This window comes from Pseudonocardia sp. TMWB2A (genome assembly GCF_017312135.1).
In genome coordinates, this window is record NZ_QKQY01000001.1 from 1,883,613 (window position 1) to 1,896,675 (window position 13,063).

Here is a 13,063-nt window from a genome sequence, read left to right on the forward strand (position 1 = left end):
AGCCACAAACGCAGCGGGTATCGATTCAGACCGTGGCGGGGGTCGCAGACGGCGTCGCGCCCGCCTTACCCGCATTGCCCGCTACCGGCGCATCCATGCGCGCGGCTTCATAGGCGCTGTCATAGCTTTGCACATAATGGCGGTCATCTTCGTTCCACGGATGGAAACCGGGCATGAAATAGCTCAGCCATTCGGGGATCATGCGGGTCAGCATCCCCGGCGACAGCAGCAGATATTTGAGGATGCCGCCGCGCGCTTTCCAGCCGGTAATGCCGTCCTGCCGCAATAAATCTTCCGCGCCGCGGATACGCTTGCGCCAGAAATCGCGCGTCACCAGAAGCATCATGATCGTCTTCACCTTCCAGCGGCGAAAGCGCGTCCAATCCTTGGTGGCATGACGCCAGGTGTCATAAGCGACGCCCTTATGCTCGATCTCCTCGATCGCGTGCCAGCGCCACATATCGGCCAGTTCATGCTCGGTGGCGGCAAATTGGCTTTTGTCGTTCAAGATGAATTTGGCGAGGATCGCGGTATAATGTTCAAGCGCCATCGTGACCGCGAGATTCAATATTTCCGGACGCCCCTTGGTCATATCGAGCGATTTTTGCACTTCGATTTCAAGCTCGGTCACATCATAGCCCGCCGCGCTCACCCGCTTGTTGAACGCGATATGTTCGCGGCTGTGAATCACTTCCTGCTTGATGAACGCATTAATTTCCGCTTCGAGCTTGGGCGACGCGCCATCGCGATATTTACGCACGCTGTCGATGAAAAAAGCCTCGCCCTTAGGGAAGGTGATGGATAACGCATTGAAGAAAGCCGTTGCAATCGGGTCGCCACCCAGCCACCATTTTTTCTGGTCTATGGTCCGGCCAAAGCGGCGGTCACGCGGGGTAATCACAAGGTCGGAAGGCGTCGTCATTTGATTGCTCCGGAAAAGGGATTATCATTGGGGCAAATAGGGAATTATTTACATACATGTCAATATTAAAAAAACGCCTGAGCCCCGAGGAAAGCAGACTTGCTGCACTTAACGCCGCACGCGATTTGCTGGTCGAGGCAGGACCGCAAGCGGTGACGTTAAAAGCGGTGGCCACACGAATCGGGCGGACCCACGCCAATCTGCTCCACCATTTCGGCAGCGCGCTCGATTTGCAGCGCGCGCTCGCCGCTTATATCGCGGATGGCGTGTGCCAGACGATCCGCCAGACCATCCAACATGCGCGCGCGACCGAACAGGAAGACCCGCAGGCCGTGGTCGATCTCACCTTCGAAGCGTTTGACAAGGGCGGCGCAGGCGCGCTGGCAAGCTGGATGATCCTGTCCGGCAATGATGATGCGTTGACCCCGATTATCGAGGCAATCCACACACTCGTCGATGAAATTGCCGATGAAGGCCATGCCGACAAGCCGATCCACGACCATACATTGCAACTGGTGCTGATGGCCCTGGGTGATGCGTTGATGGGACGGCAAATGGCCGAAACCCTAGGCCTTCCGCGCAACCGCGCGCGCGAAATTGCGCGGCAGGAACTGGAACGCTCGATCGAGGCGACGCACTGAACGTCCGTGTGAAAACGCCTTCCGCACCCCCGCCCTAACGCCCCGAAAAGATTAGCCTGCTCCCCCACTGGCGCTTGCGGGCCTTATCTCCTAAATAGCGTGCCATGCATTTTCTCGATCAGGCAAAAATCTTTTTACGCTCCGGCGCGGGCGGCGGTGGTGCGGTATCGTTCCGCCGTGAAAAATATGTCCAATATGGTGGTCCCGACGGCGGCAATGGCGGCAAGGGCGGCGACATTATTTTCGAAGCCGTTGAAGGGCTGAATACGCTCATCGACTTTCGCTACACCCAGCATTTCAAGGCGCAACGCGGTCATGGCGGCATGGGCCGCGATCGCACTGGCGCGGGCGGCGAAGATCTGGTCATCCATGTCCCCGTCGGCACCCAAGTGCTGTCCGAAGACAAGGAAGAAGTGCTGGCCGACTTTACCAAAGCGGGGCAGCGCGAAACCTTTCTGGTCGGCGGCGATGGCGGACGCGGCAATGCCAGTTATAAAACCTCCACCAACCGCGCGCCGCGCCAGCATGGCACGGGCTGGCCGGGTGAGGAAATGTGGGTGTGGTTGCGGCTGAAGCTGCTCGCCGATGTGGGGCTGGTGGGTCTCCCCAATGCGGGCAAATCGACCTTCATCAATGCGGTGACCAACACCAAGGCAAAGGTCGGCGATTATCCTTTCACCACCATCCGCCCGCAATTGGGCGTGGTCGAACATCGCGGCAAGGAATTTGTCATCGCCGATATTCCGGGCCTGATCGAAGGCGCGGCGGAAGGCGCTGGCATTGGCGACCGTTTCCTGGGCCATATCGAACGCTGCCGCGTGCTTCTCCACCTCATCGACGGGCATGGCGAAAATCCGGCGGAAGCCTACCGCATCGTGCAGGGCGAGCTGGAAGCCTATGGCGCAGGGCTTGAGAATAAGCCGCAAGTGGTCGCGCTCAACAAGGCGGATTTGCTCGATGCCGTACTGGTCGAAGCCTTGTCGGCGGAACTGGTCGCAGCAGGCGCAGCCGATGTGCTGCCACTGTCCGGTGCGACCGGTGCGGGGCTGGACGCGGTGCTGGATAAGCTTTCGACTTATATCGAGAGCGACAAACAGGCCGACCTTGACGAGGATGACCCGGAAGAACCCACCCCTTGGTCGCCGCTCTGACACCCGATATTCGTCAATCGCGGACAGAAGATGGCGCGCGGGTGGTTGCGATATGGTGCGCCGCTGTCGATGCGACGCATGATTTCCTGAGCGCCGCCGACCGTGCAGCAATCGAAGCGGAAGTGCGCGACTTTCTACCTGCTGCTCCTTTGTGGCTTGCGGTCGATGGCAACGATGTAGCGACCGGCTTCATGCTGCTCGACGGCACGCATATGGAGGCGCTGTTCATTGACCCGGCGCATCGCGGCTGCGGCGTCGGGCGGGCGCTCGTCAATCATGCACTGGCGATGGTGCCCGAACTCACCACCGACGTGAACGAGCAGAATAGCCAAGCGGTCGGTTTTTACCGGCATCTCGGATTTGTTCCGACCGGACGGTCTACACTTGACGGTCAAGGACGGCCTTATCCCCTCCTCCATTTGAAACATGGCTGACAAGCGGCCCGCCAACCGCTAAGCGCGGGGGCATTATGTCGCATTTTGCTCCCGCCATTTGCCCCCGGCTTGTCGTCAAAATCGGTTCCGCGCTGCTTGTGGACAGCGCGGGCAATGTGCGGCGTGACTGGCTCGCGAGCGTTGCCGCCGATATTGCCGAACGGGTGCGGGGCGGACAGCAGATTGTGGTGGTCTCGTCCGGCGCGATAGCCTTGGGCGCGCGGCGGTTGAAACTCCCCAAAGGCGGGCGCGCGAGCCTTGAAGATGCGCAAGCGGCGGCGGCGACCGGCCAGATTGCACTGGCGGGCGTGTGGGCCGAATTGCTCGGCGCGCAAGGGCTGACAGCCGCGCAAATGCTGGTGACACTCGATGATCTTGAGGACCGCCGCCGCTTCCTCAATGCGAGCGCGACCTTGGACCGCTTGCTCAGCTTGGGCGTAGTGCCGGTGGTCAATGAAAATGATTCGGTTGCGACCAGCGAAATCCGCTTCGGCGATAATGACCGGCTGGCCGCAAGGGTAGCGCAGGCGGCGTCGGCACGCGGCGTCGTCCTGCTCTCCGATGTGGACGGGCTGTACACCGCCAACCCGCACCGCGATCCCAATGCTACCCGCCTTGCCAAAATCGACGCGATCACCCCCGATATTGAAGCAATGGCGAGCAGCGACAGCGCAAGCGGCATGGGATCGGGCGGCATGGCCTCCAAACTGCAAGCCGCGAAAATCGCGACAATGGCGGGCGCAGACCTCCTCATCCTGTCGGGCCTCTACTATCATCCGCTCGCCCGCATGGCGCAAGCCGATTGCGGCTCGCTCTTTGTCGCGAGCGCAGCGGGCCGCAAGAAAAAGAGCTGGCTCGCTGGCCGCCTCACCGCCAAGGGCCGCATCCTTGTCGATGCAGGTGCGGCCAAGGCGCTGCGCTCCGGCAAAAGCCTGCTCGCCGCCGGGATCACCGCGGTTGAAGGCAAATTCGAGCGCGGCGATGTTGTCGATATAGTCGACGAACAGGGCATCGCCCTTGCGCGCGGGTTGGCCGAATATGATTGCCGCGAGGCCGCCGCCATCACCGGCCTATCAACCGCCGCTATTGCGGAACGGCTCGGCGTTCCCCCCCGTGCAGCTTTCATCCATCGCGACCATATGGTCATGCTATGAACGATAAGAATAAGGGCGGGGCCCGGCGTAACCCGATGATTTTGGCGATTACAGGCGGCACCGGATTTGTCGGCAAGACGGTGATCCGGCTGGCGCTGGAGCAAGGCTATCAGGTGCGCGCGCTCACCCGCCGCGATCAGGAGCCCCGCGAGGGCATAACCTGGGTCAAAGGCGCGCTCGACAATGGGGCGGCGCTCGAAACACTGGCCGAAGGGGCCGATACGGTCATCCATATTGCGGGCGTCGTCAACGCGCCCGACAAGGCGGGGTTCGAGGCGGGCAACGTCGCGGGTACGCTCACGATGGTCGAGGCGGCGAAGGCGGCAGGGGTCGAGCGGTTCGTTCATGTTTCCTCTTTGTCGGCCCGTGAGCCGCAGCTTTCCGATTATGGCGCGTCCAAGGCGCGCGGTGAAACCGTGGTGCAGGCAAGCGGCCTTAACTGGACCATTGTGCGCCCTCCCGCCATTTATGGCCCCGCCGACACCGAGATTTTTGAAATGTTCAAAATGGCGGCCAAGGGCGTTGTGCTGTTGCCGCCGGGCGGGCGGATGTCGGCGATCGAGGTGAGCGATCTGGCGCGGCTTCTCCTCGCACTCGCATCCGACCGCGACGAAACCACCGGCGCGATATTCGAAGTCGATGACGGCCACCCCGGCGGCTGGCTCCATCAGGATTTCGCCGCGGCCTTGGGCAAGGCCGTGGGCCGCCGTGTCTCTACGCTCTCGGTCCCCCGCTGGGCGCTCAATTGGGGTGCCAGAGGCGACCGGCTGGTGCGGCGCGGCGCTGCCAAATTGACACAGGACCGCGTGGCCTATTTCTGCCATCCCGACTGGGTCGTCGACCCCGCAAAGCGACCACCTGCCAGCTTGTGGGAGCCAAAGATCGGCACCGAAGACGGGCTGAAAGCCACGGCAGACTGGTATAAAGCCGAAGGTTGGATGAAGTGACCTCTTCCCTTCTCCCTTGATGGGAGAAGGATGCGGAGACTTGGCAGCTTGCTGCCTTAGTCGTAGTTGGATGAGGGTGTGCTCTCCGTCTGGCGCTGCGTTTGATTGACGGCTCACCCTCATCCAACTGCGCCTAATTCGCTGCGCTCATAAGGCTCCATATCCTTCTCCCATCAAGGGAGAAGAAGCGTTGCTCCGCCCCACCCCCGAATCACCGAACCCGCGCATTTCCGCCATTTTTCCTTCCACACCCAAAAACCGCCATATTCTGCCAAAAACACCCCCTTAGCTTCGCAAAGTTCGGGCAAACCGGCATATTTTTCTCCCGCCCTAAATCGACCATCCGCATCCGCGCCGCTTGCAACGCGCCGCACCGGATACTCCCGCGCCTTCGGGCTGTAGGACAGTAAAATCGCACATCACATCGCCCACAAATCGCCGCAATCGCTTGCCATAGCGGGGGTAATCGCGGCATGGTCGCGCATCGTTAAAAAGCTTTTATCAAGGAATATTTTTGCATGAGCGACCGCGCTGCCACCTATGAAGCGATCAAAACCCAGATTGAACCGTTCAACAAAAAGGGTGTGGACCTTAGCGAAGCCACCACTTTTGCGGGCGATCTGGAGTGGGACAGCCTGACCGTCATGGATTTTGTCGCGGCGATCGAAGATGAATTCGACATCATCATTTCGATGAACCAGCAGGCCGAAATCGAAAATGTCGGCCAGCTCGTCGATGCGGTGGAAAAGTTGAAGGGGTAAATCCCTTTGCCGTTCGTGCGGAACAAGGCGTTGCAAAGGCCCGTATCGAAGCATTGCGGTTGTTGAAACCGGCCCTTCGATACGCTGCTGCGCAGCTACTCAGGACGAACGGACAGGCAGAACCAGTTTTAGATAATCCCGGCGGTCATTCTCGCGAGAATCCGCCTGAAAATTCCGGTAAAAATTCCAGTCAGGTATTATGATGTCAGACTCCATTGCCACCCCCGATAATCCCGCCAACCAGCCTTTAGGGCCGGAAAAGGCGGGCGATCTTTTTTCCAAATTTGATCCGCTGATCCAGCAGCGCGAAGGCTTGCTTGCAACCGGCGTCAAAGACCCGTTCAGCCTCGTCATGGAAAAAGTGGAATCGCCGACCGTCGCGATTTGCAACGGCAAGCGCACTATCCTCCTTGGCACCTATAATTATATGGGCATGACCTTCGACCCCGATGTCATCGCGGCGGGCAAGAAGGCGCTGGACGATTTCGGCTCCGGCACCACCGGCAGCCGCGTGCTGAACGGCACCTATCAGGGCCATAAAGAGTGCGAAGAGGCGCTCAAGGAATTTTACGGAATGGACCATGCGATGGTCTTTTCCACCGGCTATCAGGCCAATCTCGGCATTATTTCGACGATTGCGGGCAAGGGCGATTATGTCGTGCTCGACATTGATAGCCATGCGTCGATCTGGGACGGCTGCGCGATGGGCAATGCCGAAATCGTGCCGTTCAAGCATAATGACATCGACGCGATGGAAAAGCGTCTGCGCCGTATTCCCGAAGGCGCGGGCAAGCTGGTCGTTCTGGAAGGCGTCTATTCGATGCTCGGCGATATTGCGCCGCTCAAGGAGATGATCGCTGTCGCCAAAAAATATGGCGCGATGGTGCTGGTCGACGAAGCCCATTCGATGGGCTTTATCGGACCCAACGGGCGCGGCGTGGCCGAAGATCAGGGTTGCCTCGATGATGTCGATTTCGTCATTGGCACCTTCTCCAAAAGCGTCGGCACGGTCGGCGGTTTTTGCGTGTCGAACCATCCGAAGTTCGAAATTATGCGGCTGGTGTGCCGTCCTTATGTGTTCACCGCCTCGCTCCCGCCGAGCGTTGTCGCGACCGCCGAAACCTCTATCCGCAAGCTCATGCACGGGTCGAACAAGCGCGCGCATTTGTGGGAAAACTCCAAGACGCTGCATAGCGGTTTGAAGGCGCTGGGCTTCGAACTTGGCACCGAAACCCCGCAATCGGCCATCATCGCGGTCATCATGCCCGACTTGGAGCGCGGCGCGATGATGTGGGAAGCCTTGCTGGCCGAAGGGCTTTATGTGAACCTAGCGCGCCCGCCCGCAACGCCGGCCAATATGACACTGCTGCGCTGTTCGCTGTGCGCGGAACATAGCGCCGAACAGGTTCAGGAAATTTTGGGCATGTTTGAAGCGGCAGGCAAGAAAGCCGGGATAATCTGAAGGTAAACGCATGATCTGCACCGTCTATATCGTCGATGATGACCCGCGCATTTTGGCGGCGACCGGCGACCTGCTCGAAGATTGCGGCCATAAGGTCGTAACCTTCGAGGACGGGCGCGAGATGCTCGCGCGCCTCACCGCGGGCGAGCGTCCCGATGTGCTGGTGAGCGACATCATCATGCCGCACATCAACGGCGCGGACCTGAAAGATGCGGCGCTCGCCATCGTCCCGGACCTCCCCATCCTGTTCATGAGCGCCGAGATCGGCAATACCGACCCCCGGCGGCTGGAAGGGCATATGTTGCTGGAAAAGCCGTTTACCTGTGCGGCGCTAACGGATGCGGTTGAAGGGTTGTTTAACGCCCCGCGCCTCCACTCCTGAAGGAGAAAGGGTGCATTTGCCCTTCTCCCCGCGCACACCCCCGAAAAGGTGAGAGCCGCTTTATTTTCGTCTCTCACCCCGACCCCTTCCAGAAAAACGCCTATTCATTGAACCGAAATGCGTTTCATCTATTATGCTAAGACTATGGCATCCGGTCCCAAATCATCTGCGCTTCCGTTGGAAGATAGCGCGCCGCCGCTGAACCTGTTGTTGCAGGAGGCGCGCTGGTTGCCGAACCTGTTGCGGGCGCGTCATGCGCCGGAAGTGCGTGCGCGGGAGCAAGTGGCGGATGGCGATCCGGTGCTGACGTTGCCCGGACTGTGCGCAAGCGATGATTCGATGAAGCAGCTCCGGCTTAACCTCAACGCGGTCGGCTTTTCGGCCAAACGCTGGAAATTGGGCCGCAATTTCGGCGCGCGCGAAGATACGATCGAGCGCATCGACAAGCGTGTGCGCTATATCCACCAGCAGACCGGGCGCCGCGTCCATCTGGTCGGGTGGAGCCTTGGCGGCATCATGGCGCGCGAATATGCCAAATGGCATCCCGAACTGATTGCGAGCGTCGTGACCTTGGGGTCGCCGTTTTCAGGGTCGCTCAAGACCAACCACGCTTGGCGGCTCTATGAACTGGTCGCGCGGCACAAGGTTGAGGAACTTCCCATCGCGCTCCATGAAAGCGCAAAGCCGCCCGTCCCCACTTATGCCTTATGGTCGCCGCAGGACGGTGTCGTATCGCATTACGGATCGCATGGCGGCGAGGGCGAGGCCGACCAGAGTTTCGAAGTCAATTGCGGCCATATGGGCTTCGCCTTCGACCAGCGCGCGATTGACGCGGTGATCGATTGCCTCGCCGATGCACGGCGGCGTATCCCCTAGCATAGCGTCATTGCGAGGAGCGCAAGCGACGAAGCAATCCAGGGCGGTTTACGCGACTCTGGATTGCCGCGCGTCTTCGACGCTCGCAATGACGGGTGTGGGGCGTTGATGTGGGGGGGGTTGGGGGCATGGCGATCAAATCGGAACCGTTAGTCCTGAGCCTGTCGAAGGACGTCTATCAGCCTTAGCGCAAACCTAACTCCGTCCTTCGATAGGCTCAGGACTACGGATGTTTTAACCCGTTGCGGACCATTATCCCGCCCTCTTCAATCCCCCAAAAATATCTCGATAATATCCGGCCGCACGCGCAACGGCCGTCCGGTTTCCCTGTCCAGCATCGCCCAGGTGGTGCGCGCTCGGACATGGGCTTTGCCTGTGGGTCCGACCATTTCGACGATACGGTCGAAGCGTGCGCCTTTGGGCGGATCGGGGATCCAGGTGCGGGCGGTCACGCTCTCGCCGGGGAGTAAGGCGCGCAGATAGTCTATCTCGTGCCGCACCACGACCCACACATAAGCATCGACCGCATCTTGCGGCGCATGGGCGCGCCAATGGCCGGTCGCGACGTCCTGAATCCATTTGACCCAGACGGCGTTATTCACATGGCCCAGCTCGTCAATATCGTCGGGGCCTGCGGTGAAGCTTAGCTCAAAGGCGGCGTTACTCACTTATGCTCCTTCAACTCCGTGCCGGTTAGCGTTGCGACGTGCAACACATTGGTCGATCCCGGCGTCCCGAACGGCACACCCGCCATCATGATAAGCTTGGACCCCGCCGTGCCGATATGGTGGCGCAAAGCCATGCGCTTGCCCTTGGCGATCATTTCTTCAAAACTATCAATATCCTTGGTCCGCACCGCATGGGCGCCCCATAGCAGCCCCAAGCGCCGCGCGGTTTCCTGACGCGGTGTAAGCACAAGGATCGGCACTGGCGGGCGTTCGCGCGCAATGCGCCGCGCGGTCGATCCCGATACGGTAAAGCAGATGATGCCATCCGAACCGATCACCGGAATCATCTTGGCGGCGGCTTCCGACAAGGCATCGGCGGTGGTCGCATCGGGCTTGGTTTCGGTGAAATTGACCCGCGCCTGATAGCCGGGATCCTGCTCCACCTGCGTTGCGATCCGGTCCATAATGGTGACGGCTTCGACCGGATAGCTGCCCGCGGCAGTTTCCGCCGACAGCATGATCGCATCCGCCCCGTCATAAACGGCGGTGGCCACGTCCGACACTTCGGCGCGGGTCGGGGTAGGCGTCACAATCATCGATTCGAGCATTTGCGTCGCGACAATCACCGGACGGCCCATGCGCCGCGCGGTCGCGACAATCTGTTTCTGGATCGGCGGCACCGCCCAAGGGGGCAACTCGACGCCCAGATCACCGCGCGCAACCATCACGCCGTCGCATAGCTCGATAATTTCCTCCAAACGGTCGATGGCGGCAGGCTTTTCGATTTTCGCGAGCAGCGCGGCTTTGCCGCCGATGATGCGCCGCGCTTCGGCAACATCTTCAGGGCGCTGCACGAAGGACAAGGCGACCCAATCGACGCCCTGTTCCAGCGCAAAGGCCAAGTCGGTGCGGTCCTTGTCGGTCAGCGCGGGGATCGGCACCACAACATCGGGGACATTGAGCCCCTTGCGGTCGGACAATTTGCCGCCAACCTCAACGGTTGTCAGCACATGGTCGGGGTGGATTTCAGTGACGCGCAGCACCAGCTTGCCATCATCAAGCAGCAACCGCGCGCCGGTTTCCAGCGCGTCGAAAATTTCCTGATGCGGGAGGGTGACGCGACTGGCGTTCCCCGGTGCAGGGTCGCGGTCGAGGCGGAAACTTTGCCCCGTCTCCAGCATCACGCTCCCGTCCGCAAATTTGCCGACGCGCAATTTGGGGCCTTGAAGGTCGACAAGGATGGTCGTCGGGCGATGCAATTCCTTTTCCAGCGCGCGGATTGACTGGATGACACTGGCATGGATGTCATGCTCGCCATGGCTCATATTGACGCGGAACGCATCGGCCCCAGCCAGAAAAAGCGTGCGGATCATATCGGGATTGGCGCTCGCCGGCCCCAAAGTTGCCAGAATTTTGACCTTGCGGCTGCGTGGGCTGAAATATTGAACCACCATAAATCCTTTTGACGTAGAGGCGCTTGCCGGGTGCGTGCAGGGCAATTTCGGGTCGCCTGCGGGTCGCTTGCAGTTTGCTTGCTCATGGCGCAGCCTCCGGTCGAACGCAAGTTTCCCGCGCGCGGCCTGATGTCGGCCGGTATTTTACGCGCGTTCATGTCATCCTGATGACCAGCGAGCGGGTAAATAGCCTCCCGCAGGAGGCAAATATCTTGCCGCCCCCGCCCCGCCCGCCTATCGCGTCGCCAACTGATTCTAATTCATAATGGAGAATATCATATGAGCGAGGGCAATGTCGCCGCCGACCAACTGCGTCTTTTCATCGAGCGCATCGAGCGTCTGGAAGAAGAAAAGAAAGGCATCGCCGACGATATTCGCGACGTCTATCTGGAAGCCAAAGCGCAAGGCTATGACCCCAAAATCATGCGCCAGATCGTCCGCCTGCGCAAAATGCAGCCGCATGACCGCATGGAAATGGAAGCCATTCTGGAAACCTATAAGGCGGCGCTGGGTATCGAGTAACTCGTCAATAAAAAATCTCGTCATTCCCGCGAAAGCGGGAATCCATCTCCGGACCCTGCGGCAAACCGTCGGGTCGGGAGATGGATCCCCGGTCAAGCCGGGGATGACGGGCTAATAATCTCACAATAGGAGCCTCCGCGCATGATTGTCACCACCACCGCCCTTATCGAAGGGCAGCCTGTCCGCCACTATTATGGCATTGTCACCGGCGAGGTGATTGTGGGTGCGAACCTGTTCCGCGATTTGTTTGCGAGTGTGCGCGACATTGTCGGTGGCCGTTCGGGCGCGTATGAAGACGTGCTTGCCCGCGCGCGGGTGGAAGCGATTGACGAGATGAAAGCAGCGGCGACCAAGCTGGGTGCCAATGCCGTGATCGGCGTCGATCTCGACTATGAAGTGCTGGGCAACAGCGGATCAATGCTGATGGTGTCAGTGAGCGGCACCGCGGTGAGTATTTAATTAATCAACGCCATTCGGGGAGGGGGCAATGAAACTTACGAAGATTTTGAAAGGGCCTGCTGGGCCGACACTAACCTGCATTTTGGGTTATGGAATACTATTTATTTTGTCGCCGCACTTAAGCGCTGTGGTAGCGGGTACGGGTACGGCTATGATCTTAATGCCATCAATGTTGATAGGTAGTCTCATTACGGGCGTGGTTACAAAGACGTGGTGGCACTCGTTGGTCGGGATATCGATTTCATACCTATTATCTCGGCTATTATTTATTACTCGCTTGGATCCCATATCGATGGAGCGCGAAATTTTCTCGTTTTGTGGCGCTCTCATGGGAGGGCTCATCGTTGTTGGAATTATAGTTGGCATCTCAAAAATCTTTACTCCAACAAAAAGTCGAAACGAGCAGTTGCCGCCTCCGGAAACGATGATGTAAGGGCAAGCCACCTATTTTATTCCTATCATGACAGGAGCTGAGCCCGTGGCCGGCCATTCAAAATTCAAAAATATCATGCACCGCAAAGGTGCGCAGGACAAAAAACGTTCTGCCATGTTCTCCAAGCTGAGCCGCGAAATCACCGTGGCGGCCAAGATGGGGATGCCCGATCCCGACATGAACCCGCGTCTGCGTCTCGCGGTCAATGCCGCCAAGGCGCAATCCATGCCCAAGGATAATATCCAGCGCGCGATCGACAAGGCCGCAGCAGCGGGCGGCGAAAATTACGAAGAAGTGCGCTATGAAGGCTATGGCCCCGGCGGCACCGCGATCATCGTCGAGGCGCTCACGGACAACCGCAACCGCACCGCGACTAACGTGCGCACCGCCTTCAGCAAGAATGGCGGCAATCTGGGCGCATCGGGCGCGGTGAGCCACGGCTTCAACCGCATGGGCCTCATCACCTATCCGGCGAGCGTCGGCGACCATGACAAGGTGTTCGAAGCCGCGTTGGAAGCGGGCGCGGAAGATGTGGAATCGAGCGAAGACGGCCACGAAATCTGGACCGCGCAGGACGGCCTTCACGAAGTCGCCAAAGCGATGGAAGCCAGCCTTGGCGAAGCGGAATCGGCGAAACTCGCGTGGAAACCCACCTTGATGAGCGAAGTCACCGACGAGCAAACCGCGACGACCTTGTTCAAACTCATCGATGCACTCGACGATGATGACGACGTCCAGACCGTATGGGGCAATTACGACATCCCCGACGATATTATGGCGAAGTTGGGATAAGGCCC

At 59.5% G+C, this 13,063-nt stretch carries 15 protein-coding genes; 12 read left to right on the forward strand and 3 right to left on the reverse strand.

The annotated features are described in order from the left end of the window. Positions 1 to 25 precede the first annotated feature (25 nt). Positions 26 to 922: a metal-dependent hydrolase gene (locus tag DMP17_RS08815; RefSeq protein WP_337828699.1), complete on the reverse strand. Its 897-nt coding sequence runs from the start codon at positions 920 to 922 to the stop codon at positions 26 to 28. Positions 923 to 978: 56 nt separating this feature from the next. Here DMP17_RS08815 and DMP17_RS08820 point away from each other — a divergent pair, with 56 nt between their 5' ends. The 9 genes from DMP17_RS08820 (at position 979) to DMP17_RS08860 (ending at position 8,730) form a co-directional block, all read left to right on the forward strand. Further along, positions 979 to 1,563, forward strand: a complete 585-nt coding sequence (locus tag DMP17_RS08820; RefSeq protein WP_337828700.1) for a TetR/AcrR family transcriptional regulator — start codon at positions 979 to 981, stop codon at positions 1,561 to 1,563. Positions 1,564 to 1,667: 104 nt separating this feature from the next. Beyond that, entirely contained in the window at positions 1,668 to 2,714 is a 1,047-nt protein-coding gene (gene obgE, locus DMP17_RS08825) for a GTPase ObgE (RefSeq protein WP_337828701.1), read from the forward strand. Further along, positions 2,699 to 3,148 (forward strand): acetyltransferase, encoded by a 450-nt coding sequence (locus tag DMP17_RS08830; RefSeq protein WP_337828702.1) that lies wholly within the window; start codon positions 2,699 to 2,701, stop codon positions 3,146 to 3,148. Before obgE ends, DMP17_RS08830 begins: the two co-directional genes overlap by 16 nt. 35 nt (positions 3,149 to 3,183) lie before the next feature. Continuing rightward, complete coding sequence (gene proB / locus DMP17_RS08835) at positions 3,184 to 4,302, forward strand: glutamate 5-kinase (protein ID WP_337828703.1); 1,119 nt, start codon at positions 3,184 to 3,186, stop codon at positions 4,300 to 4,302. Continuing rightward, on the forward strand, positions 4,299 to 5,249 hold the full coding sequence (locus DMP17_RS08840; protein ID WP_337828704.1) for an NAD-dependent epimerase/dehydratase family protein: 951 nt from the start codon (positions 4,299 to 4,301) through the stop codon (positions 5,247 to 5,249). The genes proB and DMP17_RS08840 overlap by 4 nt, the downstream gene beginning before the upstream one ends. A gap of 518 nt (positions 5,250 to 5,767) precedes the next feature. Then, positions 5,768 to 6,010 carry an acyl carrier protein gene (locus tag DMP17_RS08845; RefSeq protein ID WP_337828705.1) on the forward strand — a complete coding sequence of 81 codons (243 nt, stop codon included), beginning with the start codon at positions 5,768 to 5,770 and terminating at the stop codon, positions 6,008 to 6,010. A 199-nt stretch (positions 6,011 to 6,209) separates the two neighbouring features. After that, positions 6,210 to 7,472, forward strand: a complete 1,263-nt coding sequence (gene spt, locus DMP17_RS08850) for a serine palmitoyltransferase (protein ID WP_337828706.1) — start codon at positions 6,210 to 6,212, stop codon at positions 7,470 to 7,472. A gap of 10 nt (positions 7,473 to 7,482) precedes the next feature. Continuing rightward, positions 7,483 to 7,854, forward strand: a complete 372-nt coding sequence (locus tag DMP17_RS08855; RefSeq protein WP_337828707.1) for a response regulator — start codon at positions 7,483 to 7,485, stop codon at positions 7,852 to 7,854. A 144-nt stretch (positions 7,855 to 7,998) separates the two neighbouring features. Next, entirely contained in the window at positions 7,999 to 8,730 is a 732-nt protein-coding gene (locus DMP17_RS08860; RefSeq protein ID WP_337828708.1) for an alpha/beta fold hydrolase, read from the forward strand. 266 nt (positions 8,731 to 8,996) lie between these two features. Here DMP17_RS08860 and DMP17_RS08865 read toward each other — a convergent pair whose 3' ends face one another. Together DMP17_RS08865 and pyk are read right to left on the reverse strand one after the other, a co-directional pair. After that, positions 8,997 to 9,398 carry an acyl-CoA thioesterase gene (locus DMP17_RS08865; RefSeq protein WP_337828709.1) on the reverse strand — a complete coding sequence of 134 codons (402 nt, stop codon included), beginning with the start codon at positions 9,396 to 9,398 and terminating at the stop codon, positions 8,997 to 8,999. Further along, complete coding sequence (pyk, locus tag DMP17_RS08870) at positions 9,395 to 10,852, reverse strand: pyruvate kinase (protein WP_337828710.1); 1,458 nt, start codon at positions 10,850 to 10,852, stop codon at positions 9,395 to 9,397. The genes DMP17_RS08865 and pyk overlap by 4 nt, the downstream gene beginning before the upstream one ends. A gap of 279 nt (positions 10,853 to 11,131) precedes the next feature. Here pyk and DMP17_RS08875 point away from each other — a divergent pair, with 279 nt between their 5' ends. The 3 genes from DMP17_RS08875 (at position 11,132) to DMP17_RS08885 (ending at position 13,058) form a co-directional block, all read left to right on the forward strand. Beyond that, a complete protein-coding gene (locus DMP17_RS08875) occupies positions 11,132 to 11,374 on the forward strand; it encodes a DUF2312 domain-containing protein (protein WP_337828711.1) in 243 nt (80 codons plus the stop codon). Between the two features lie 141 nt (positions 11,375 to 11,515). Next, positions 11,516 to 11,833: a heavy metal-binding domain-containing protein gene (locus DMP17_RS08880; RefSeq protein WP_337828712.1), complete on the forward strand. Its 318-nt coding sequence runs from the start codon at positions 11,516 to 11,518 to the stop codon at positions 11,831 to 11,833. Between the two features lie 478 nt (positions 11,834 to 12,311). Further along, on the forward strand, positions 12,312 to 13,058 hold the full coding sequence (locus DMP17_RS08885; RefSeq protein WP_337828713.1) for a YebC/PmpR family DNA-binding transcriptional regulator: 747 nt from the start codon (positions 12,312 to 12,314) through the stop codon (positions 13,056 to 13,058). Positions 13,059 to 13,063: the final 5 nt, after the last annotated feature.

What these genes read in the sequence shown, in the direction of transcription:
- DMP17_RS08815 (WP_337828699.1), bottom strand. Translation starts at nt 922, where the DNA reads ATGACGACGCCTTCCGACCTTGTGATTACCCCGCGTGACCGCCGCTTT.
- DMP17_RS08820 (WP_337828700.1), top strand. Translation starts at nt 979, where the DNA reads ATGTCAATATTAAAAAAACGCCTGAGCCCCGAGGAAAGCAGACTTGCT.
- obgE (WP_337828701.1), top strand. Translation starts at nt 1,668, where the DNA reads ATGCATTTTCTCGATCAGGCAAAAATCTTTTTACGCTCCGGCGCGGGC.
- proB (WP_337828703.1), top strand. Translation starts at nt 3,184, where the DNA reads ATGTCGCATTTTGCTCCCGCCATTTGCCCCCGGCTTGTCGTCAAAATC.
- DMP17_RS08840 (WP_337828704.1), top strand. Translation starts at nt 4,299, where the DNA reads ATGAACGATAAGAATAAGGGCGGGGCCCGGCGTAACCCGATGATTTTG.
- DMP17_RS08845 (WP_337828705.1), top strand. Translation starts at nt 5,768, where the DNA reads ATGAGCGACCGCGCTGCCACCTATGAAGCGATCAAAACCCAGATTGAA.
- spt (WP_337828706.1), top strand. Translation starts at nt 6,210, where the DNA reads ATGATGTCAGACTCCATTGCCACCCCCGATAATCCCGCCAACCAGCCT.
- DMP17_RS08855 (WP_337828707.1), top strand. Translation starts at nt 7,483, where the DNA reads ATGATCTGCACCGTCTATATCGTCGATGATGACCCGCGCATTTTGGCG.
- DMP17_RS08860 (WP_337828708.1), top strand. Translation starts at nt 7,999, where the DNA reads ATGGCATCCGGTCCCAAATCATCTGCGCTTCCGTTGGAAGATAGCGCG.
- pyk (WP_337828710.1), bottom strand. Translation starts at nt 10,852, where the DNA reads ATGGTGGTTCAATATTTCAGCCCACGCAGCCGCAAGGTCAAAATTCTG.
- DMP17_RS08875 (WP_337828711.1), top strand. Translation starts at nt 11,132, where the DNA reads ATGAGCGAGGGCAATGTCGCCGCCGACCAACTGCGTCTTTTCATCGAG.
- DMP17_RS08880 (WP_337828712.1), top strand. Translation starts at nt 11,516, where the DNA reads ATGATTGTCACCACCACCGCCCTTATCGAAGGGCAGCCTGTCCGCCAC.